21 protein-coding genes and 1 pseudogene are annotated in these 22,960 nt (G+C 50.8%); 6 read left to right on the forward strand and 16 right to left on the reverse strand.

The window, feature by feature from the left end; all coding sequences use genetic code 11:
* The first annotated feature begins 273 nt into the window (after positions 1 to 273).
* A complete protein-coding gene (tsgA, locus tag AC0IWZ_RS19395) occupies positions 274 to 1,455 on the forward strand; it encodes an MFS transporter TsgA (RefSeq protein ID WP_471678678.1) in 1,182 nt (393 codons plus the stop codon).
* A gap of 54 nt (positions 1,456 to 1,509) precedes the next feature.
* On the opposite strand, the gene AC0IWZ_RS19400 is transcribed toward tsgA, so the two are convergent.
* Positions 1,510 to 2,793, reverse strand: coding sequence for a cytosine deaminase (locus tag AC0IWZ_RS19400; RefSeq protein WP_471678677.1), 1,284 nt, complete (start codon positions 2,791 to 2,793; stop codon positions 1,510 to 1,512).
* A 228-nt stretch (positions 2,794 to 3,021) separates the two neighbouring features.
* On the opposite strand from AC0IWZ_RS19400, the gene nirB reads away from it, so the two are divergent.
* From nirB to AC0IWZ_RS19425, 5 genes are all read left to right on the forward strand, one after another.
* On the forward strand, positions 3,022 to 5,574 hold the full coding sequence (nirB, locus tag AC0IWZ_RS19405; RefSeq protein WP_034499094.1) for a nitrite reductase large subunit NirB: 2,553 nt from the start codon (positions 3,022 to 3,024) through the stop codon (positions 5,572 to 5,574).
* Positions 5,571 to 5,897 carry a nitrite reductase small subunit NirD gene (gene nirD, locus AC0IWZ_RS19410; protein ID WP_471678676.1) on the forward strand — a complete coding sequence of 109 codons (327 nt, stop codon included), beginning with the start codon at positions 5,571 to 5,573 and terminating at the stop codon, positions 5,895 to 5,897. Before nirB ends, nirD begins: the two co-directional genes overlap by 4 nt.
* Before the next feature lie 144 nt (positions 5,898 to 6,041).
* Positions 6,042 to 6,848: a nitrite transporter NirC gene (gene nirC / locus AC0IWZ_RS19415; RefSeq protein ID WP_034499100.1), complete on the forward strand. Its 807-nt coding sequence runs from the start codon at positions 6,042 to 6,044 to the stop codon at positions 6,846 to 6,848.
* A 16-nt stretch (positions 6,849 to 6,864) separates the two neighbouring features.
* Positions 6,865 to 8,238 carry a siroheme synthase CysG gene (cysG, locus tag AC0IWZ_RS19420; RefSeq protein ID WP_034499103.1) on the forward strand — a complete coding sequence of 458 codons (1,374 nt, stop codon included), beginning with the start codon at positions 6,865 to 6,867 and terminating at the stop codon, positions 8,236 to 8,238.
* 127 nt (positions 8,239 to 8,365) lie between these two features.
* Positions 8,366 to 8,539 (forward strand): YhfL family protein, encoded by a 174-nt coding sequence (locus AC0IWZ_RS19425; RefSeq protein ID WP_034499105.1) that lies wholly within the window; start codon positions 8,366 to 8,368, stop codon positions 8,537 to 8,539.
* Between the two features lie 46 nt (positions 8,540 to 8,585).
* On the opposite strand, the gene AC0IWZ_RS19430 is transcribed toward AC0IWZ_RS19425, so the two are convergent.
* The 15 genes and pseudogenes from AC0IWZ_RS19430 to aroK form a co-directional block, all read right to left on the reverse strand.
* Positions 8,586 to 9,671 (reverse strand): aminotransferase class I/II-fold pyridoxal phosphate-dependent enzyme, encoded by a 1,086-nt coding sequence (locus AC0IWZ_RS19430; protein WP_471678675.1) that lies wholly within the window; start codon positions 9,669 to 9,671, stop codon positions 8,586 to 8,588.
* Between the two features lie 54 nt (positions 9,672 to 9,725).
* On the reverse strand, positions 9,726 to 11,030 hold the full coding sequence (locus AC0IWZ_RS19435) for a YhfT family protein (protein WP_034499109.1): 1,305 nt from the start codon (positions 11,028 to 11,030) through the stop codon (positions 9,726 to 9,728).
* Between the two features lie 10 nt (positions 11,031 to 11,040).
* Positions 11,041 to 11,394, reverse strand: coding sequence for a DUF2620 domain-containing protein (locus AC0IWZ_RS19440; RefSeq protein WP_034499110.1), 354 nt, complete (start codon positions 11,392 to 11,394; stop codon positions 11,041 to 11,043).
* A gap of 9 nt (positions 11,395 to 11,403) precedes the next feature.
* Positions 11,404 to 12,294, reverse strand: a complete 891-nt coding sequence (locus tag AC0IWZ_RS19445) for a phosphotriesterase-related protein (protein ID WP_404979393.1) — start codon at positions 12,292 to 12,294, stop codon at positions 11,404 to 11,406.
* Entirely contained in the window at positions 12,287 to 13,522 is a 1,236-nt protein-coding gene (locus tag AC0IWZ_RS19450) for a phosphopentomutase (protein ID WP_471678674.1), read from the reverse strand. The genes AC0IWZ_RS19445 and AC0IWZ_RS19450 overlap by 8 nt, the downstream gene beginning before the upstream one ends.
* Positions 13,515 to 14,690: a YhfX family PLP-dependent enzyme gene (locus AC0IWZ_RS19455; RefSeq protein WP_471678673.1), complete on the reverse strand. Its 1,176-nt coding sequence runs from the start codon at positions 14,688 to 14,690 to the stop codon at positions 13,515 to 13,517. Before AC0IWZ_RS19455 ends, AC0IWZ_RS19450 begins: the two co-directional genes overlap by 8 nt.
* A 91-nt stretch (positions 14,691 to 14,781) precedes the next feature.
* Positions 14,782 to 15,138 (reverse strand): PRD domain-containing protein, encoded by a 357-nt coding sequence (locus AC0IWZ_RS19460; RefSeq protein WP_471678672.1) that lies wholly within the window; start codon positions 15,136 to 15,138, stop codon positions 14,782 to 14,784.
* Between the two features lie 22 nt (positions 15,139 to 15,160).
* Entirely contained in the window at positions 15,161 to 16,063 is a 903-nt protein-coding gene (yhfZ, locus tag AC0IWZ_RS19465; protein WP_471678671.1) for a GntR family transcriptional regulator YhfZ, read from the reverse strand.
* A gap of 220 nt (positions 16,064 to 16,283) precedes the next feature.
* Positions 16,284 to 17,288, reverse strand: coding sequence for a tryptophan--tRNA ligase (trpS, locus tag AC0IWZ_RS19470; RefSeq protein ID WP_034499123.1), 1,005 nt, complete (start codon positions 17,286 to 17,288; stop codon positions 16,284 to 16,286).
* On the reverse strand, positions 17,281 to 17,994 hold the full coding sequence (locus AC0IWZ_RS19475; protein WP_034499125.1) for a phosphoglycolate phosphatase: 714 nt from the start codon (positions 17,992 to 17,994) through the stop codon (positions 17,281 to 17,283). Before AC0IWZ_RS19475 ends, trpS begins: the two co-directional genes overlap by 8 nt.
* Complete coding sequence (rpe, locus tag AC0IWZ_RS19480; RefSeq protein ID WP_034499126.1) at positions 17,987 to 18,664, reverse strand: ribulose-phosphate 3-epimerase; 678 nt, start codon at positions 18,662 to 18,664, stop codon at positions 17,987 to 17,989. The genes AC0IWZ_RS19475 and rpe overlap by 8 nt, the downstream gene beginning before the upstream one ends.
* 45 nt (positions 18,665 to 18,709) lie before the next feature.
* Positions 18,710 to 19,527: pseudogene (gene dam / locus AC0IWZ_RS19485) on the reverse strand (adenine-specific DNA-methyltransferase).
* A 64-nt stretch (positions 19,528 to 19,591) separates the two neighbouring features.
* Positions 19,592 to 20,908 (reverse strand): cell division protein DamX, encoded by a 1,317-nt coding sequence (gene damX, locus AC0IWZ_RS19490; protein ID WP_471678670.1) that lies wholly within the window; start codon positions 20,906 to 20,908, stop codon positions 19,592 to 19,594.
* Between the two features lie 97 nt (positions 20,909 to 21,005).
* Positions 21,006 to 22,094, reverse strand: coding sequence for a 3-dehydroquinate synthase (aroB, locus tag AC0IWZ_RS19495; RefSeq protein WP_034499131.1), 1,089 nt, complete (start codon positions 22,092 to 22,094; stop codon positions 21,006 to 21,008).
* A 60-nt stretch (positions 22,095 to 22,154) separates the two neighbouring features.
* Positions 22,155 to 22,676 carry a shikimate kinase AroK gene (gene aroK / locus AC0IWZ_RS19500; RefSeq protein ID WP_034460280.1) on the reverse strand — a complete coding sequence of 174 codons (522 nt, stop codon included), beginning with the start codon at positions 22,674 to 22,676 and terminating at the stop codon, positions 22,155 to 22,157.
* Positions 22,677 to 22,960 lie beyond the last annotated feature (284 nt).

Raw genomic sequence — 22,960 nt, forward strand, 5'->3', positions numbered from 1 at the left:
TCCTTACGAATGCAGTGAATGAAGCAAGTTGCTAGATTGTAAAGACGTGCTCAACTCTGCGCCAGCCATTTACGGTTTTTTACTTTCACACAAATCAATAAGTTAAATGAATGAATTAATGAGTAGCGCTCTTTAATGTGATCGAAATCACTCTGAAACCAGTCTGTTGCTGCAAATGAATTATAAATTGTATGAATGAATCACGTTTTTGACTAAAATCCATTCTTCTCGAGTGCTGTCAAAGCACTTTACATTTCTATTCACAGGCTCGTCATGACTAACAGCAACCGCATTAAGCTCACATGGATCAGCTTCTTCTCCTACGCCCTCACTGGCGCGTTGGTAATTGTCACCGGGATGGTGATGGGCAATATAGCCGAATACTTCCACGTTCCCGTTTCCAGCATGAGTAATACCTTTACCTTCCTGAACGCAGGCATTCTGATTTCTATCTTCCTGAACGCCTGGTTGATGGAAATCGTGCCGCTCAAAACTCAGCTGCGCTTCGGATTTATATTGATGATTCTGGCGGTGGCCGGACTTGTCTTTGGCGATAACCTGACCATATTCTCCGTCGCGATGTTTGTGCTCGGGCTGGTCAGCGGTATCACCATGTCGATTGGTACTTTCCTGATCACCCACATGTATGAAGGCCGCCAGCGTGGTTCACGCCTGCTGTTTACCGACTCCTTCTTCAGCATGGCGGGGATGATTTTCCCAATGGTGGCAGCAATTTTGCTGGCGCGTAGCATCAACTGGTATTGGGTTTACGTCTGCATCGGCCTGGTTTATGTCGCTATTTTCATTCTGACTATCGGCTGCGATTTCCCGGCACTGGGCAAACACGCACCGAAAACCGAACACGTTGCCGAGAAAGAAAAATGGGGCGTGGGCGTTCTGTTCCTTTCCATTGCCGCACTTTGCTACATTCTCGGCCAACTGGGCTTTATCTCCTGGGTTCCGGAATATGCCAAAAGCCTGGGAATGAACCTGAATGATGCAGGCCAGTTAGTCAGCGATTTCTGGATGTCTTATATGTTTGGCATGTGGGCATTTAGCTTCATTTTGCGTTTCTTCGATCTGCAACGCATTCTGACTGTTCTGGCAGGTGCCGCGACCGTTCTGATGTACTTCTTCAACAAAAGTGAACCTGCCCATCTGGCGTGGTTTATTTTGGCGCTCGGTTTCTTCTCCAGCGCAATCTACACCTCGGTTATCACGCTCGGTTCATTGCAGACAAAAATCGCTTCACCAAAATTGGTTAACTTCGTACTGACCTGCGGCACCATCGGCACCATGCTGACCTTCGTGGTCACTGGCCCGATTGTGGCACACAGCGGCCCGCATGCGGCGTTACAAACCGCAAACGCGCTGTATGCTGTCGTGTTCATCATGTGCCTGATTCTGGGTCTGGTGACTAAGCACCGCCAGCATAACGCGGTGGCAGCGAACTAAAAGCGGCGCATAGCACTGCGTTTATCAGAGCGAAAAAAAACTTACGGCGGGTGCTTACCCGCCGTATTTTATCTCTTCAGCATCGTCCAACATCACCCAGGTTTGTGACAATTGCGTGGTCGCAATCACCTTCCCTGCGCGTATAGACCAGCGCACCGGCACCTGACGGCGCACAGCATCAAAGCCGTTTTCCGCAGGAAGAACAATCAGGTTCGCCGCATTTCCCTCAGCAATACCGTAATCTTTCACCCCGAATGTGCGCGCACTATTTTCCGTAATCAGCTTTAACCCTTCGTCAATCTGCTGATACCCCATCATCTGGCAGACATGCAGCCCCATATGCAGCACTTGCAACATATTGGCCGTCCCCAGCGGGTACCACGGGTCAAACACGTCGTCATGACCAAAACAAACGTTAATGCCTGCTTCAAGTAACTCTTTGACGCGCGTGACGCCCCGACGTTTCGGGTAATCATCAAACCGACCTTGCAGATGAATATTCACCAGCGGATTAGCGACAAAGTTAATGCCAGACATTTTCAACAAACGAAACAAGCGCGAGGTGTAAGCGCCGTTGTAAGAGTGCATCGCCGTGGTATGGCTGGCGGTAACACGCTCGCCAATGCCATCTCGCAGCGCAAGAGCGGCAACGGTTTCGACAAACCGCGACTGCTCATCGTCAATTTCATCACAGTGAATATCCAGCGGGCGGTCGTATTTTTTCGCCAGTGCGAAAGCTTTATGCAGCGATTCCACGCCATATTCGCGGGTAAATTCAAAATGCGGGATCGCCCCCACTACGTCAGCTCCGAGGCGCAACGCCTCTTCAAGCAAGGCTTCACCGTTGGGATAAGAAAGAATGCCTTCTTGTGGAAACGCCACGATTTGCACCTCAATCCATGGCGCGGCTTCTTGTTTCACTTCCAGCATCGCTTTTAGCGCAGTCAACGTCGGGTCCGAGACATCAACGTGTGTGCGAACATACTGAATACCGTTCGCAATCTGCCATTTCAGCGTCTGCCAGGCGCGTTGTTTCACATCCTCGTGCGTCAGAAGTGCTTTACGTTCAGCCCAACGTTCAATGCCTTCAAACAAAGTGCCCGACTGGTTCCAGTTCGGTTGGCCCGCGGTCTGCGTAGTATCAAGGTGAATATGAGGCTCAATAAATGGCGGGATCGCCAGACCGCCTCGCCCGTTTAGAATCTGCTCGCTTTCCGGCTGGGTATCATCCATGGGTTTTATGGCGTTGATGCGCCCATTTTCGATGGTTATTTGCCACAACCCTTCACGCCCGACCAGACGCACATTCTGAATTAACTCCAACGCCAACTTGCTCATACCCACCCCTTGTTGATTAGCTGCCTCTATTTCATAGCACGACCAGGCAAAATCAGGGCATTTATTGTCTTCCAGTGAATAGCTAAACATTTCCGTCACTTATAAAAACCCACTAAAATCAGCAATATACCCATTAAGAGGTATATAAAGGTGTATTTGATTTGTATCAATAATCGCCATTGCTGAATCGTTAAGGTAGGCAGTAATAGAAAAGAAATTGAGGCAATTATGAGCAAAGTCAAAATCGCAATCATCGGTAATGGCATGGTCGGCCATCGCTTTATCGAAGACTTACTTGATAAAGCCCAGCCAGGCCAATTCGATATCACCGTTTTTTGTGAAGAGCCACGCAAAGCCTACGACCGCGTGCATTTATCTTCCTATTTCTCCCATCATACCGCTGAAGAATTATCCCTTGTTCGTGACGGTTTCTATGAGAAACACGGTGTAAAAGTGCTGGTTGGCGAACGCGCCATCACCATTAACCGCCAGGAAAAAGTCATTCACTCGAATACTGGCCGTACCGTGTATTACGACAAACTGGTCATGGCGACCGGTTCATACCCGTGGATCCCGCCGATTAAAGGCTCCGAAACACAAGACTGTTTCGTCTACCGCACCATTGAAGATTTGAACGCTATCGAAGCATGTGCCCGCCGCAGCAAGCGCGGCGCCGTGGTCGGTGGTGGCCTGCTCGGCCTTGAAGCCGCAGGCGCGCTGAAAAACCTCGGCGTTGAAACGCATGTTATTGAATTCGCGCCAATGCTGATGGCCGAACAGCTTGACCGCATGGGCGGCGAGCAGCTGCGCAATAAGATTGAGAGCATGGGTGTGCGCGTACATACCAGCAAAAATACGCTGGAAATCGTGCAGGAAGGTACGCAAGCGCGTAAGACCATGCGTTTCGCTGACGGCACAGACCTGGAAGTAGATTTCATCGTCTTCTCCACCGGTATCCGTCCACGCGATAAGCTGGCAACACAATGCGGCCTGGCAACAGGGCAACGCGGCGGTATCGCGGTGAACGATAGCTGCCAGACGTCTGATCCAGACATCTACGCTATCGGCGAATGCGCGAGCTGGAACAACCGCACATTCGGCCTGGTCGCCCCTGGCTACAAAATGGCCCAGGTCACAGCTGACCACCTGCTCGGTACAGAAAACGCCTTCGAAGGCGCTGATATGAGCGCCAAGCTGAAACTGCTCGGCGTGGATGTGGGCGGGATTGGTGATGCGCATGGTCGCACACCGGAATGCCGCAGCTATGTTTATCTCGACGAAAGCAAAGAAGTTTATAAGCGTCTGATTGTTAGCGCTGACAACAAAACCCTGCTCGGCGCTGTTCTGGTCGGCGATACCAGCGATTACGGCAACCTTCTGCAACTGGTTCTGAATAACATCGAACTGCCAGAAAACCCGGACGCGCTGATTCTGCCTGCACATGCCAGCGCCGGTAAGCCGGCAATTGGTGTTGATAAACTCCCGGACAGCGCGCAAATCTGCTCCTGCTTTGATGTCACTAAAGGTCATCTGGTTAAAGCCATCAACAACGGCTGCCATACTGTCGCTGCATTGAAAGCAGAAACCAAAGCCGGCACTGGCTGTGGTGGTTGCATTCCTTTGATCACTCAAGTTTTGAATGCCGAACTGAGCAAGCAAGGCATCGAAGTTAACCATAATCTGTGCGAGCACTTCGCGTTCTCTCGCCAGGAGCTGTATCACCTGATTCGTGTGGAAGGCATTAAATCCTTCGACGAGCTACTGCAAAAATACGGCAAAGGCTACGGCTGTGAAGTGTGTAAACCGACCGTCGGTTCTTTGCTGGCCTCTTGCTGGAACGACTATGTGCTGGCACCACAGCACACGCCGCTTCAGGATACTAACGACAACTTCCTCGGCAACATTCAGAAAGACGGGACTTACTCTGTCATTCCACGTTCCGCAGGCGGAGAAATCACACCGGAAGGTTTGATGGAAGTCGGGCGTATCGCACGCGAATACAATCTCTATACCAAAATCACCGGCTCCCAGCGTATCGGCCTGTTTGGTGCGCAGAAAGACGATTTACCAGAAATCTGGCGTCAGCTGATTGAAGCCGGTTTTGAAACGGGCCATGCCTATGCAAAAGCGTTGCGCATGGCGAAAACCTGCGTGGGTAGCACCTGGTGCCGTTACGGCGTTGGCGATAGCGTTGGCTTCGGTGTTGAGCTGGAAAACCGCTACAAAGGTATTCGTACTCCACACAAAATGAAGTTCGGTGTATCGGGCTGTACTCGTGAATGTGCGGAAGCACAGGGTAAAGACGTCGGTATTATCGCGACTGAAAAAGGCTGGAACCTGTATGTGTGCGGTAACGGCGGCATGAAACCTCGCCACGCCGATTTACTGGCCGCAGATTTAGACCGCGAAACGCTTCTCAAATATCTCGACCGTTTCATGATGTTCTACATCCGTACCGCCGACAAACTGACGCGTACCGCTCCATGGTTAGATAGCCTGGAAGGCGGCATCGAGTATCTGAAAAAAGTCATCATCGAAGACAAACTGGGCCTGAACGATCAGCTCGAAGCCGAGCTGGAACGTCTGCGCGAGAAAGTGATTTGCGAGTGGACTGAAACGGTCAATACCCCGGAAGCTCAGGTTCGCTTCAAGCACTTCATCAACAGCCCGGTGCGCGATCCGAATGTACAAATCGTCCCTGAGCGTGAGCAGCATCGCCCGGCAACGCCATACGAGCGTATCCCGGTCACCCTGGTAGAAGAAGTGGAGGAAAATGTATGAGCCAGTGGACTACCGTTTGCCAGTTAAACGACATCCTGCCCGCTACCGGAGTTTGTGCGCTAGTCGGCAATAAGCAAGTTGCGATTTTCCGCCCGCGCAATGACGACCAGGTATTTGCCATCAGCAACATTGACCCGTTCTTTGAAGCGAGCGTGCTGTCGCGTGGCCTGATTGCCGAGCACCAGAATGAACTTTGGGTTGCCAGCCCGTTGAAAAAGCAGCGTTTCAGACTGCGAGACGGACTGTGCATGGAAGACGAGAGCCGCTCAATTGCGCACTACCCAGCGCGCGTACAAGACGGCCAGGTTCAGATTAAAGCTTAAGTATTAAAACAACCCTCACCCTAACCCTCTCCCTGAGGGAGAGGGAATTAACTCGGTTTTCCCCCTCTCCCTCAGGGAGAGGGCCGGGGTGAGGGAGAAATTTCAGTTATTTATTTTTTCTTTCAATTTGTTGGGATAACAAAAATGTTCACCGATACCATTAATAAATGTGCGGCGAATGCCGCTCGCATTGCCCGATTGTCAAAAAATAACCCGCTTGGTTTCTGGATTAGCTCCGCAATGGCGGGGGCTTATGTAGGGCTTGGCATCATCCTGATTTTCACACTGGGGAACCTGGTTGACCCAGCGTTTCGCCCGCTGGTTATGGGTGCGACTTTCGGTATCGCCCTGACGCTGGTCATCATCGCAGGCTCTGAACTATTCACCGGACACACTATGTTCCTGACGTTCGGTGTGAAAGCGGGCACAATTTCTCACGGTCAGATGTGGGGTATTTTGCCGCAAACCTGGTTAGGTAACCTGGTAGGTTCAGTGTTTGTTGCTCTGCTTTACAAGTGGGGCGGCGGTAGCCTGCTGCCGTTAGATACCAGCCTGGTTCACACCGCAGCGCTGGCAAAAACTTCAGCTCCTGCAATGGTGTTGTTCTTCAAAGGCGCACTGTGTAACTGGTTGGTTTGCCTTGCAATCTGGATGGCTGTCCGCACTGAAGGCGCGGCTAAATTCATCGCAATTTGGTGGTGTCTGCTGGCGTTTATCGCTTCAGGTTACGAGCACTCCATCGCGAACATGACGCTGTTTGCCCTGTCCTGGTTTGGTCATCACAGCGATGCGTACACGATGGCTGGTATCGGTCACAACCTTCTGTGGGTAACGCTTGGGAATACCCTTTCTGGCGTAGTATTCATGGGTCTGGGTTATTGGTATGCTACTCCGAAATCCGAGCGTCCACAGCCTGAGCGAATCGCCACGCCGGAGACTGCACGTCATTAATTTTTGAGGATTACCCGTGGATCACCTGCCTATATTTTGTCAATTGCAAGGTCGTGCCTGTTTGCTTGTTGGTGGTGGCGATGTTGCAGAACGTAAAGCGCGTTTGTTGATGGAGGCAGGTGCACTGGTCACTGTGAATGCCCTGGACTTCTCCCCGCAATTCCATGTGTGGGCGGAACAGGGCATGATAACTTTGGCTCAGGGTGAATTTAATCCCGCACTGCTCGATGTTTGTTGGCTGGCCATTGCCGCCACAGACAACGATGCAGTCAATCAGCAAGTCAGCGATGCGGCTGAATCCCGCCGTATTTTCTGTAACGTGGTTGATGCACCAAAACAGGCAAGCTTCATCATGCCATCAATTATCGACCGCTCACCGTTGATGGTTGCCGTTTCTTCCGGTGGCACCTCCCCTGTTCTTGCTCGTCTGCTACGCGAAAAACTCGAAGCTATTCTGCCGCTGCATCTGGGGAAAATTGCCTCTTATGCCGGGACGCTGCGTGGCCGGGTAAAAGCCAATTTCAAAACCATGGGCGAGCGCCGTCGCTTCTGGGAAAAGTTCTTCACCAACGATCGCCTTGCACAATATTTAGCGAACGAAGACAAACTAGCTATCGACAAAGAAACCGAATCCATGTTCGCCACACCACTCGATCATCGTGGCGAAGTGGTGCTGGTCGGTGCAGGTCCTGGGGATGCCGGGTTGTTGACGCTCAAAGGATTACAGCAAATCCAACAGGCTGACGTAGTGGTCTATGACCGTCTGGTATCAGATGACATTATGAACCTGGTGCGTCGCGATGCGGACCGCGTCTTTGTGGGTAAACGCGCGGGTTATCACTGCGTCCCACAAGAAGAGATTAACCAGATCCTGCTGCGTGAAGCGCAAAGCGGTAAACGCGTGGTGCGTTTGAAAGGTGGCGATCCGTTTATCTTTGGTCGTGGTGGCGAAGAGTTGGAAACCTTGTGCGAAGGCGGCATTCCGTTCTCCGTGGTGCCTGGAATTACTGCGGCATCTGGCTGTTCCGCTTACTCAGGCATCCCGTTAACTCACCGCGATTACGCGCAAAGCGTGCGTCTGGTGACGGGCCACCTTAAAACAGGCGGCGAACTGGATTGGCAAAATCTGGCTGCTGAAAAACAAACGCTGGTATTTTATATGGGCTTGAACCAGGCACCCGCCATTCAGGAAAAACTCATTGAGCATGGAATGTCGGCTCAAATGCCCGTCGCGCTGGTCGAAAATGGCACTGCGGTTAAACAGCGGGTTGTGAGTGGTGTTTTAAGTGAACTGGGTGAATTATCAACCCAGGTTGAAAGCCCTGCGCTTATTATTGTCGGCAGCGTCGTTGCATTACGCGAAAAATTAAACTGGTTTTCAAATCACTAATAATCAACATAAATTTCGCCCATATTCTGTCTGGTTTCGGACTTAGCAATAATTAAGGCTTCTCATATACTGAGAAGCCTTTTTTATATATCCAAATAGTCCAATCCAATTATGATAGGGAATATCAATGATTAAGCTTGTGAAAATTACCGCATTATTCGCCGTTATCTCAACGCTGACCGCATGTAGTGGTCACATTGAAAACAAAAGCAAAAACTGTGGTTATGATTATCTTCTTCACCCAGCAATTTCTATCTCAAGAATTATCGGCGGCTGTGGCCCTGCGGATGAATCAAAATAAACAAGCCACATTAAATATGTGACACCCTCTTTATGAGGGTGTTTTTTTATATACCTTCACAACTTTCACGCAATATTCTCAATACCGTTTCTGCACCACTGCGATTTGGATTAATACGAATCATGCGCTGTTCAAGCGTTGGGTCAGACTCACGGAAAGTACCTGACACCCGGTAAAAAAGCGGCGGGATTTCATATTTCGACTCAGCACCCACCGGATACGGTAATGCGCCCAGTTGCTGTGCTTTCGCCAGAACTTTTTCTGCAATCGGTTGGTGAAACTCAACCAACAAAACTTTCGATTGCGCGTTGGCGATAAACGCCTGTTTAACCTGCGCAATACTGCTCGTATTGAGTTGTTCGACCAGACTATCGTTTACCTGAGCCTGAACCGCATGCATAACAGGTGCGAACACTAATCCGCGTAATGCTTCCATGGCCTGGAAACCCTGAATCTGGCTACCGCCTGAATACATACTCTGGCGTACAGCATTCACAGCCTTTTCAGCCCCAACCACAACGCCAACGCCCGGCGGGCCGAAAAGCTTGAAACACGAGAAAGTCGAAAGAGTGGCGCCGCATTCACAACCAATCCTCTCCACTTTCATCACGGCATAATTATCATCCGTGAGCGATGGCAAATTGTATTGATTAAAACAGGCGATAACCTCCCGCAAATGATACGAATCATTGATGCTCTGGCGTGTGTGTTGAATCAGTGCCGCTTGCGGACGGTGCTCTTCTATCGCCCTTTTCACGTCTTCAAGCTGATTAAAATCGGCACGAATAAGCTGCAAGCCCATTTGTTCCGCAATGACAGCAGTGGTGGGATAAAGCGGCGCATCGTGAATCAGTAAACTCCCACCGGATTTCAACAAAGCGGCTAAACCACTGCGAATTGCGCCCGTGCCTGCACCTTGCACAAGAGCCGCTGCGGGTGCGCCAAAGAAATCGGCCAGTACCGACTCAACACGCTGGGTCATTTGCGGCTGATTGAGGCCAGGCACTAAACCCAGGTCACCGGCGCTAAGAAAATCACTGCCGGGAAAATGGCGGCAAATAGTATCCACCAGTTGAAACTGTTTACGCTGCGCCTGTTCCATCGTCAGGCTCTGCAAAGGCCAGGTTTTCACTTTATGCACTCCGTGAAGCCCACCGCCCTTCAGGGCCGTGGGCAAAGAGAGAAATCAGACCGGAATAAACAGGCCGCAATAATAGAGAATATTCAGCACGATACCGGTGATCAGCACCGCCACGACCGGTGAGGCCATTTTCTGAATCGGACGTCCCAAAGCTTCGTTCAGGAAATAGAGCGCCGCCGCGATGGTAAAGCCGGTGTAACCCGCCATTTTTATAGCCGCAAAAATAGAGCCAACCAACAGCGCCATTTCCATCAGCATATTCATCGCGTTACGAATGTTGTCCGATGCGTTACGCACAGACGGGTAACGTCCCAGCCATTTGCCGATGGAACGCAACAGCAACACTTCGGCTGAAATCACGACCGCCCCCACAATAAAGGCTAATAGCGGGTTGGAAATGAGATACCCTGCGGCATAGACAAACGTAAAACCTGCCACAGCGTAAACACCCGTCGCCAGCGCCGTAGTGGCAATCAGCGGCACGAACCCAAGCCCGCGCATAAATTCGGCAAGTGCTGCCTGATGGATCAGCGTTTGTGATTGTTCCGGTGTAATACCGGCTGAATATGCCTTCTCAAGCGTAAAGATCGACACTTCAGAACCGGCGAAGATCTTCATGCTGGCAACCACCGCAATCAACCCGCCGACAATCGCTATAAACGGCAGGTTTTTGATGATGCGCGATGTGCGCTCTTCAAAGACAGAAAGCCCTCCGTCATCGTGCTCGCGTTCATCACGGGTACGATGATCCTGAGCAATCGCAATCCCCAGCAGCATCACCATGCCGACGAAAATTTCGATAGATTCAGGATTGAGATGTGGGAAGAAACGCACAATTAGCACGCGGGTCATCAACACCACAAACGCCGCAAACAGACTGTTCTTCCAGCCAAACTGGTAAAAAATGGCTACCAGAGGGAACAGAGCAAAAGCGGAAACGACCGGCGAACTTAACTCGCCAAGCGACCCGAGCACATCCACCGGGAGGGCTGTCAGCAAATGGTTAACCGGGATCAGGCAAGTCAGGATCAACACGCCCCAGACAGCTCCCATACCAAACGCCAACAGGCTGTTTGCCGCTAATACCCCGAGAATATCGGTCGGCAGGAATAACAGCCAGGCGTTCAGCAAACCGGTTTTGAGCGTGAATGAAATCCCAACCGAGGCCACAAAGCCAATACTCAGGCCGAAAGCGATACTGCCTGCTTCGCGGCGATTCATATTACCTTCGATAAGCTGAGGCAGGATGGGGCGAATACCATCGTGGAACACTGCCGCTGACTTATGCGCCAGCAGCGCCGTCATCCCGGTCAGGCAAGCCACCACAACTATCTGAATATAGAAATCCATAGCGTTGCCTTTATTTTAAATGAGCAATAAGCATCGGGATGGCATGTTCGATATGCTCCACCGACAGGCCAAAAGCGACTTTCCCATCCGCAACCATTTTGGCGACCTGCTCTTCCTTCGCCTTAATTCCTGGCTTCGCAATCGTGCAGCTTTTGTTGTAACCAATCACGGCGATAGCAATCGACAGCGCCGCGCCAGCACCGGTATTACAGGCACCAATGTAGTAATCGAGCTGGCCTGATTTCACTTTCATAGCCGCTTCCATATCGTTGTAAATAAACACTTCAAAGCAGTCAGGTGCGGACGTCTCGATAGTTTTTTTAATAAGTTCGCGCTGTAAGCCAGCAACACCGATCTTTTTCATGGGAAATCCTTATTTAAAGAAGACAGAGGGGTTGTCACGTAACATCAAATCAACGTCGGCCTGAGAGAAACCCGCCTCCAGCAACAAAGGCACAAACGTTGTCAGCAAATAATCAAAACCGAGGCCGCCGTTGGCTTTTAAATGCGAGCGGCGGGTAATATCCATAGAGAGCATGACGTGGTCGAGTAAGCCGCGGCTGGCGATTTCTTGCAGCATCGCTACGCGCTTCGCATCCGGGTAATAGTTGTTTTTGCCGATGGTATCGAACTGGACATACGCGCCCTGCTCAATCATGCGCAGAATGTTGTCGAGGTTATCTTTCAGGTCGCAATGGCCGACAACCACGCGGGACAGATCCACGCCGTAGCTTTTGAGTAACGCTAGTTGTTCCAGGCCCATGGTGCTAAAAGAGGTGTGCGTCGAAATTGGACGCCCTGTTTCACGGTGTGCCATCGCCGCAGCAGAAAACACTTTTGCTTCATCCGGCGTGATGACGTCCACGCTTGAGCCGATTTCAGCAATGATGCCCGCTTTAAGCTCAGAGCCTTCAATGCCGATTTCGATTTCGTCGATCATCTCCTGCGCCAGTTTTTCTGCGCTGGTACTGGCGACGTGTTCGGGGAAGAAATCATGCTGGTAATAGCCGGTGCAGGCCACAACATTCATGCCGGTGTCACGCATAATATCTAGCATAAACTGCGGGTTACGCCCCATGTAGCGGTTGGTCATCTCAATGATGTTGCGCACGCCTAATCCGTAAAGCGTTTTCATTTCCGCACAAATCAGATCGTATTGATCCAGGCGGCAATCAATATTGTTTTTGAATGACGACAAGTCGATATGCAGATGCTCGTGAGCATAGGTATAACCCGACGCGTCAATTCGCAGCGGTTCAGCCATGATTGCCTCCGGTATTGGAAGTATTAAGAAGTGACAGGAAAGAAGTGCCGTTTTGTGGTGCGCTTGCCGCGAAGAATTCGCAGACTGTCGCACCAACATCAGACAGTGTTTTTCTGGCACCAAGGTATGAATGGGATATGCCTGGCTGCCAGACCAGAAGCGGGACATTTTCGCGGGTGTGCTTGCTATGGCCGATAGTCGGATCGTTGCCGTGATCGGCCATAACCACCAGACAATCGCAGGGTTGTAGCGCATTCATCAGGCGCGCAAGATTTGTATCGACCACTTCCAGGCGCTCAGCATAACGCGCGACGTCCTGGGCATGACCGGCCAAATCAGTTTCCTGAATATTGGTACAGATAAAAACATCACCCGGCTTTTGTACTTCCTCAAGCGTGATATCCATGATCTGTTGGGTATCAACGAGGTTCTGATAACTGATGCCGTGCGGGTTAAGAGCAATATCAGCAACTTTACCGACTAATACCGTTTTGACGCCTGCGTCATGTAATTTTTGCGGCACTTGCACGCGACCATTCACGCCAAAGCCCATATGCACAACCTGGAAGCCCTGCTGATATACACCCGATCGCGGCGCGTTGATTCCGATATAAGTGCCTTGTTTTTCTTCGGCTGCATCAAGAAGTTGCTGGCTGCTTTCCAGTAATCCGCCAAAAGCAATCACCCGCCCGACTTGCACACAGTGACGCACGATTTCACCAATGGCGCGAACTTCGTCGAAGGAGATGGCGTTTAAATTAGCGCTGATGTTAAACACCTGACCAAGATCGGCCTCGAGATTATCGCCAATCGCAACCGCCTGATTCACCCATAAAAATTGCAGCTCATCACCTATCCGTTCTACCTGCCAACAATCGGCTTTTAATGCTTGCTCAACTTCATCAATAACCTCTGAGAAAGGCATACGCAGCGGGGCTTGAGGCCGGGTTCCAAGTATTTCCTGGTGTCCCATGAAAGTATCGCCACCTTCATGTTGCAATGCTGCCGTCCCGTAAACTGCGTTTACCGAAGGTCGCATGACGCCTTCGGTAAAACCCAACGCATTAATCAGGCCGAGTTTTTCAAGCACCGGCAAACGCAATTGCGGGAAATGCCGCAAAATATGCCCACAGGTATTTGCACCAATATCTTCAGGCCTGACTTGCGGAACGTCATCCATAGCGCCCACGCCAAAACTATCTATCACCACCACCACAAACTTACTCACGTAGACCTCCGCAAATGGGGTTACCGAGACTGTCATACAGCGCTTCGAGCACTGGGTTTCCGTGACTGATTCCAGAAACCAGAGCCACATCGCTGCGCGTTACAAAAACTTGCGTGCGAAAACACATCACGACCGGTACACCGACCGGGAATTTACCTTCCAGCCCGATGTGATAATCAATACTGCTGTCATCCATCGGCAATACGTTTGCGCGAGAAGGAGCGCTGCTCGACACCGGGTAAACCAGGGCATTTTCAGCATGACCCCGACGATAGTAGCCACCGCCAAAGCAGTAACTATTCCCCTGAAATTGATGTGATACTTCAGTGAGATACAACATAGCGATGCGTTCTGGCTGGTCGCCACGCTGGTTGGCGGGAATCGTCCCGGTTAGCGCGTGGCCGGGTTCAGCATGGGTCACACCATATTCGGCAAGCAGCGGCAACGTGCTGCAACTTGACGCAGATGGCGCATTCAGTTGAGCGATTTCAATGCCCAGGCTACGAAGTTGGTCGCGAGCCTGCAAAAGCGTATGCAGATTCTGCGTAGGCAGAGTTTTCTGTAATTCGTCATCCCACAGCAGGCACGGGAAATGGGTCAGTCCTGAGATTTTCACACCGGGCATTTTGCCGACGGCGGCGACGGTATTCTCAAGATCGGATAAAGGAAATCCTGCTTCCTGCCCCGGATAAAGTTTGTCTTTCTCATCGAAGACTTTCAGCATAATGGGTTGGATAAGCCCGAAGCGCTGCGCTGCATTCGAGATTTCACGCGCCTTCTCCAGCGAAAAAACGGTGATCATTTCCGTCAAAGCGATGACATTTTCTGTGACCAGGCTGGTCGGTGTCTGCACCAAATGGCCCACGTGCGAGACGGGTATTTCAGCATTGCGCAGCGTGCGGGCTTCTTTAAAATCCACAGCGACGGTGCCGTGAAAACCAAGTTCAATCAGTCGTTTTGCCATCCACGGATTACGCCCAATTTGTTTGGTCATCAGATACAGCGTGATGCCGTGGCTTTGGGCGATTTCCAGCAGACGACGACCGTTCTCCAGAACCTGGTCAACGTCGATAACGCAGGTATCTGGCAGAATATCGCCCTGACGCCATAACCTTATTGCGGTCTCAATCAACGCCGGATTTTGTGCCTTGAGTGCTTCAATAAACATGCCCTTGCCTCTCGACTCCATGATGCAAAAAACTCTAAATAATCATTTTTTTGAATATTTAAAGCAAAGCAGTGAACGAATAAAAAAAGATTTAGCTTTTACTGACCATCCAAAGGCTAAACAGGTTGGCCAGCAGATAGCCCTCTTCATTGGGATGAAGCGTGACATCAAACGGTGCCAGCATTGCCCGATGAATCGGCAGAAGTTCTGGATAGGCCTGCGACATGACAATTTCCTCAAGCAATTCGTCATCAAGCGGGCCAATTTCCTCACCACGGCGGCTGCGCATCAAAGCGTTCGCCATGTGCGTGATAGCCATTTCTCCTTGCTCATTTCGCACCGGGATCGCCCATACGCTCTCTAGCTGCTCAACCACACTGAGCATACCTTCGCAAATATCCCGGTCGATAATCCCCGCATCACACAATAGATTTAGCCGCTCTTCCACTGCCCTTACCTCTTAATCAAACTTAGTAACTTGGCTCCTGCTCACCCTGTAACACTCTTTGTTGATGGGCAAGCAGCTCACTTTTGTTCACTACCGTGCGCAGCAATTGCTGGATGGGCACATCCTCCGCACGCGTTAATACCACGGCTTCGGAGGCCTGCACGTAACGCGGGTCACCGTTTAACGGCTGTGCCACCAGACCGAGCAATTCCAAATCGGCCTCGCCGCCCACGTTCCAGATGACGGCATCAATTTCACCCTTCGCGATGCGGTTGATACACTCGTGGTAAGGCACATCAAGTATCTCAACCGACTGACCAGAAAAGTAAATCTCGGTCATGATGCGCTGGTCAGCAGAACGTGAGTCCAGTCCAACACGCTTAATCTGTTGATCGCCTGCGCGGCGAATCAGCTTGTGCTCTCCGACGTAGGTGTGCGGGCCAAGATCCAGCGCCATACAAACATCAGTGTTATCAAGATAACTTTGCGCGGCCAGCCGGGAAACGACCGCCAGGTCATAAACGCCATTGAGCAAGCATTCGACACGGACATCTGAGCCACGCATATGCGCGTAATAAAACGGAATACCATCAAACTGCGCTTTCAAACCGCTGGCTAAGCCCTCGTAAAGACGGGTGTAGGGTAACGGCATGGCACACACTACATTGCCAATATCAGCAAAAGCCAATAAGGCTTTGTTATCCATGCTCACCAGATAGCTGCCATTACGCCCACGACGCTCAACAGATACCGCCCCCGCTTTCTCAAGAGTTTTTAGTGCGGCTTGAATCAGCCCGACTGAGAACCGACATTCTGTTGCAAGTTCGTCGATAGTCTTCAGTCGGTTACCGTTTTTCTCACCCAGTAAATAACGTGCCAGGCTCGCCTGGGCGACGCCTTCTTTCTTGATAAAGCTACGGCTCATAATTAATCTTCATTTTATTGAACGGTTATATCTTCATTAAAATGAATATAAATGGCAAACGTGAAATATGCAAAAAGAGAATGGGGTCACAAAAGATATTTAGCGGAGGAATGGTTGGGAGGGGTCGCCCTCACCCCAGCCCTCTCCCCCAGGAGAGGGAGAAAACCGATCAATCCCTTCTCCCTGAGGGAGAAGGTTAGGATGAGGGTTGTGTTAAATATTAAGGCTGTGCCACAAAGCCAATCACTTCATAGACTTTCTTCAGCGTAGCACTGGCGTGTGCGCGGGCTTTATCGGAGCCATCTTTCATCACTTGCTGCAAATAGGCTTCGTCATTACGGAAACGGTGGAAACGTTCCTGCAATTCAGTGAGCATGCCAGAAACCGCTTCAGCAACTTCACCTTTCAGGTGACCATACATTTTGCCTTCGAAGTGCTGCTCAAGCTCAGTAATGGATTTACCCGTCACACCGGAAAGAATATCCAACATGTTGGAGACGCCCGCTTTGCTGGCGGTATCGTAGCGCACAACAGGCGGCTCGTCGGAGTCGGTTACTGCGCGTTTGATTTTCTTCACGACGGCTTTCGGGTCTTCCAGCAGGCCAATAACGTTATTACGGTTATCGTCTGATTTAGACATTTTCTTGGTCGGCTCAAGCAGAGACATCACACGAGCACCGGATTTCGGAATAAACGGTTCAGGCACTTTGAACACATCACCGTACAGCGCATTGAAACGTGAGGCGATATCGCGACTCAGTTCCAGGTGCTGTTTCTGATCTTCGCCGACCGGCACCAGATTGGTCTGGTACAGCAAAATATCTGCGGCCATCAGCACCGGGTAATCGAAAAGACCGGCGTTAATGTTTTCCGCATAACGGGAAGACTTGTCTTTAAACTGAGTCATACGGCTCAGCTCACCGAAATAGGTGTAGCAGTTCAGCACCCAGCCCAATTGCGCATGTTCTGGCACATGAGACTGTACAAAGATAGTGCTTTTAGCCGGGTCGATACCGCAAGCCAGATACAACGCCAGCGTATCGAGAGTACGGCTGCGTAGTTGTGTCGCATCCTGACGCGCGGTAATCGCATGCTGATCGACGATGCAGTAAATGCAGTCGTAATCATCTTGCATATGGACCCACTGACGCAGCGCACCCATGTAGTTACCAATGGTCAATTCACCTGATGGCTGTGCGCCACTAAAGACAATGGGTTTACTCATGTTCTGATTCCTGATGTTCTTTGCTAGATAGCCCTAATGCGGGCAGTAAATCGTTGAAGTGATCAAACACGTAATCCGGTTTGCTCAGCTCGATAGACTCACCGTAGTTATAACCGTAAGTCAGGCCAATTGAGCAGCATCCGGCAGCTTGCGCCGCCAGAATATCGTTGCGAGAATCACCGACAAACAACAGCTCATCCGCACCGAGGTTCAACTGCTCCATCACTTTATGCAGTGCTTCTGGATGTGGCTTTTTGTTTTCCACATCGTCGCCGCCAATAATGACGCTGAAGTAATGCGCAATGCCTAACTTTTCCAGCATCGGTAAGACAAATGGCGTCGGCTTATTCGTCACCAGCCCCATCGGCAAGCCTTTTTCCTTCAGTGCCGCCAATGTGGTAGCCACTTCAGGGAACAGGAAACTGCCCTCTTCCGCCGTTTGAGCATAGAAGGTATCAAATAGTTTACGCGCGATACGGCATTTGTCGGCTTCAGGCTCTTCGCCTTTTAATGCCCAGGTCAGCGCACGCTGAACCAGAACATCAGCCCCATTACCAATCCACTTCTCAACCTTATCTTCACCGGCGGTCGGCAATTCCAGCGCATACAGCGCCTGGTCCATTGCTTGTGTCAGGCCCAGTGCAGTGTCTACCAGCGTACCGTCTAAATCGAAGGCGATACCGCGAATTTTATTTAACTTATTCATGACTTACCTTTGCCAACTCGCTGCGCATACTGTCAATAACGGCTTTGTAATTTGGCTGGTTGAAAATTGCAGAACCCGCAACAAACATATCTGCGCCTGCTGCGGCAATTTCAGCAATGTTGTCGACCTTCACGCCACCGTCAACTTCCAGGCGAATGTCATAGCCGGAAGCATCGATGCGTTCCCGCACCTGACGCAGTTTTTCCAGCGTATGAGGAATAAATGACTGACCGCCAAAACCTGGGTTCACAGACATCAGCAAAATGACATCCAGTTTATCCATCACGTGATCAAGCCAACTCAGAGAGGTTGCCGGGTTGAATACCAGACCGGCTTTACAGCCGTGTTCTTTGATGAGTTGCAGGGAACGGTCAACGTGTTCTGACGCTTCCGGGTGGAAGGTGATGATATTGGCACCTGCGGCGGCGAAATCCGGAATGATACGGTCAACGGGTTTCACCATCAGATGCACATCAACAGGAGCAGTAATACCGTAATCACGCAGCGACTTTAACACCATCGGGCCGATAGTGAGATTCGGTACATAATGGTTATCCATAACATCGAAATGGACGACATCCGCACCAGCAGCCAGCACCGCAGCCGTATCTTCACCCAGGCGGGCAAAATCGGCTGAGAGGATTGAGGGGGCAATCAAAAACTGTTTCATCCGCTTCTCCAATTGCAAATCAAAAACGACTGCGGACGAAACGTCTCAGGCACCGACTTTATACAGCGCCAGCAGTTCGTCCACCTTGTTTCGTGCTCCACCATTTCGGCTAATACTGCGACGCACTTGTACAACATGCAGTTTTGCCTGGTGATACCACAACCGAGTGAGTTCAGTATCGTGATTGGAAATCAATACGGGAATGCGATTTCCCCGCAGGTTTTCCGCAAGCTTCGCCAGATGTTGCTGTTGCACCATGTTAAAGCTATCGGTGTGGTATGCAGTAAAATTAGCCGTTGCAGACAAAGGCGCATACGGCGGGTCGCAATAGACAACTGACCCGGCACTCACATCCGACATGCTGACATCGTACGACTGGCAAAGGAATGTCGCGTTTTGTGCTCGTTCGGCAAAATGATACAACTCTTCTTCAGGGAAGTAGGGTTTGATGTAGCGGCCAAACGGGACATTGAATTCACCACGTAGGTTATAACGACACAGGCCGTTGTAACAATGGCGGTTCAGATATAAAAACAGCAGCGCACGACGAAACTCATCTTTGCACTGGTTAAACTCGGCACGATTGAGATAAAACGACTGCTCGTCGTTTTGTTCAGCAGTAAAAAGTTTTCGGGACTCCTGAACGTACTCATCTGTGCGAGTTTTGACGATGTTATAGAGGTTAATCAGATCGCTATTGATATCTGCGAGGATATAGCGGGAGTAATCAGTATTCAGAAAGACTGAGCCGGCACCGACGAACGGCTCAATCAGACAATCACCTTTCGGCAGATACTTTTTAATGTCTTCGAGCAGGGGGTATTTCCCCCCGCCCACTTAAGAAAAGCGCGATTTTTTTTCATGCTGCCTAACTATTTACACCTTTTCCTGCTGTGGAAAGGTTCCAACAGCGGCTGCGCTTGTTCATCACTTCAGATCAGACTGAACCTGATGGATAGGTTTTGCCCATGGGTTCTTGGCCTGAACATCAGCTGGCAATGTTGCAACGGCACGTTTTGCCTCATCTTTGTTGGCATAGATACCGCTAACCAAAACATACCATGGCTGGCCATTTCGCACCGTCTGGTAAACCATATAGTGTTGCAGATTCTCTTTCTTCGCCCAAGCATTCAAATTTGCTGAGTTTGAAGAAGAGCTAAGCTGCAAAGTGTAATGGCTACCCGGCGCGCCTTTGATTGCGCCAGCATCACCGGCTACGGCACCTGTTGCTGCTGTCACTGGTGCGGCGGCAGCGGCTTTGGGCGCAGGAGCGGCTGCGGTTTCGGTTGCTTTCGGCGCAGTTGCAGTTGCAGTAACCGGAGCTTTCGCTGGTGCGGTCACAGTTGGTGCTGGAGCAGCAACAGGCTCGCTACGTTTAGCCGTCGCAACCGGTTTTGGTTCTGCTTTCACGGCAGGCTGTTTAGCAGGCTGAGCTTTGTGTTGCGGCTCGATGACTGCAGTTTTGCGCTCCTGACGAGGTGCGGCTTGCTTCACAGGCTCTGATTTCGCAACAGGACGTGGCGCTGTAGTCGCACCGTTGCTGCCAGCTACCGCTGCAACGGTCGCTGGGGCCGTTGGTAATGTCGAGCTGTTCACTGCGTTATCAATCTGACCAGATTGTTGCGTCAGTGCATTATTCAAATCGCCCGGGACTTCCACACGCTGCTGGCCCTGAGGTGCAGGCTGAGTCTGTGCTTCAGTGGGTGTTGAAGAAATGGCTGGAAGCGTCACTTCTTGCGGGTTACCAGCATTTTCTGTCTGATTAGTCGCAGCGGTGTTACCGGGTTGTGGCTGTGCACCGTTAGCTTGATCGGCTGGGCTGCCACTGGAGCCAGATAAATCAATGTTTTTCTCCGCACCCGGCTGCTGATTTACAGTTTCGGTGTCGGTAGATGGGGCTTTAAGCGCCGAACCAATTCCAATGATCAACAGCAATAGCACAAGAATGCCAATGCCCATCATCAGATGCTGGCGGGATACCGGAACTTTAGGCTTAGCGGATTTCTTACGGGCGCGCGCCGGGCGACGTTCTTCTGCGTCAACTTGCAGGTTATCATCGCTCTCATACTCTTCTTCATCACGAGTACGGCGTGAACGCGCTGGACGAGGTTCGTCGGCATCTAACTCAACATCATCGACATTGATTTGCGGTTCACTTTCACGCTCATCAGCTCTGCGGGTACGACCTGAACGGCGATCGCTTGGATCGGGTTTCAGTTCGTCTTCCGGTTTAAACTCATCCATTTAACACCCCACTCAAAGGCTTATGCCAGCGATTCAAACTCAGCACATCACCCGAAGTTAAAAATCGCCTGACAACAGCGACCGAAATTTCTAATAATTAAGCCTGCTGACAATCAGCAATGGCGGACAAAACGACATCGTGTGGCACTCCGCCACGCATTTCACTCTTCCCGATTGCCAGTGGCAGCACTAAGCGCAGCTCACCAGCCAAAACTTTCTTGTCACGCATCATGTGGGGCATATACGCGTCGGCTGACATTTCTTTCGGCCCGGTGACTGGCAGCCCAGCGCGTTGCAGCAACTTAATGATTCGCTGTACATCGGCTTCGCTAAAGTTTCCAAGACGCTGAGCTGTTCGTGCTGCCATTACCATACCTGCGGCAACAGCTTCACCATGCAGCCAATTGCCGTAACCCATTTCAGCTTCTATAGCGTGACCAAAGGTGTGGCCCAAATTCAGTAAAGCACGTAAGCCGCTTTCGCGCTCGTCGGCGGCAACAACATCGGCTTTAAGCTCACAACAACGGCGGATACACCAGGCCATAGCTTCACCATCAAGCGCCAGCAAGGCATCCAGGTTTTCCTCAAGCCAGTTGAAGAATTCACCGTCGAGAATAATTCCGTACTTAATCACCTCTGCCAGGCCAGATGCTAACTCCCGCGCCGGTAAAGTATTCAGACAGTCGAGATCTACCACCACCGATGCCGGTTGATAGAACGCGCCAATCATATTTTTACCAAGGGGGTGGTTAACGGCTGTTTTTCCGCCGACAGAAGAATCCACTTGCGAAAGCAATGTGGTTGGAACTTGAATAAAACGAACGCCACGTTGATAGCTCGCCGCAGCAAAGCCCGTCAGGTCTCCAACGACACCGCCACCAAGGGCTATAAGTGTCGTATCACGACCATGTGGCTTTTCAAGCAACGCAGTAAAGACCGTGTCTAATACAGCGAGGCTTTTAAATTGTTCGCCATCCGGAAGGATGACGGAATCGACTTTAACGCCCGCCTGCTCAAGCACGCCACGCACCTTATCCAGGTAGAGCGGCGCCAGGGTTTCATTGGTCACCAGCATCGTTTGGTCGCCAGCTTTCAGCGGCCCAAAAGATGCCGAGTCACTAAATAACCCAGCAGCAATGGTGATAGGGTAACTACGTTCCCCGAGAGTGACTGTTAACCTCTCCATAACGCGAAGTCCACCTTGATGTTGCTTAGCCCGCAGGCGTTTTTATCGATTAAGCCAGAATCAGTTGCTTTCCAACATATTAATAATCTGGTTAGCAACCACTTTGGCACTTTGGTCGTCAGTGCGAATCGTCACATCAGCAATCTCTTCATAAAGAGGATTGCGTTCTTGAGCTAAGGCTTCAAGAACTTCACGCGGTGGAGTCTCAACTTGCAGTAATGGGCGCTTTTTATCACGCTGAGTACGGGCAAGCTGTTTTTCAATTGTGGTTTCAAGATACACCACAACTCCACGGGCGGAGAGACGGTTACGGGTCTCACGAGACTTCACAGAGCCGCCGCCAGTTGCCAGCACAATGCCCTGTTTTTCAGTGAGTTCGTTGATGATTTTTTCTTCGCGATCGCGGAAGCCGTCTTCGCCTTCAACGTCGAATACCCAGCCCACATCAGCTCCGGTACGTTTCTCAATCTCTTGATCAGAATCGAAAAATTCCATATTGAGTTGCTGAGCTAACTGACGCCCAATAGTGCTTTTGCCGGCACCCATAGGCCCAACCAGAAAGATATTGCGTTTCTCTGCCATTTTTTCGGTACTACTAAGACAATTCGTTGATGATAAACCCGCCCTGTTAAAACCAGGTGCAGCGGGACATGAACTGAAACCTCATAAGCGATAGTGCGAGAGTCAGACTGAAAATTATCTCAATACTCAAGGTGGTTTGGCAACCGATTATATTCCCCAGCGTTCTCGTGAAGGAGAAAATGCATAAATCAGGGTTATCTGTCACAAACTTGAGCGTCTAGCCTCTCGAAACGGTACACCTTGTAAGCTAATTCCTCTCTGCCGTCAAACACCTGGGCATCGTT

This window comes from Buttiauxella sp. AC142, assembly GCF_979253435.1.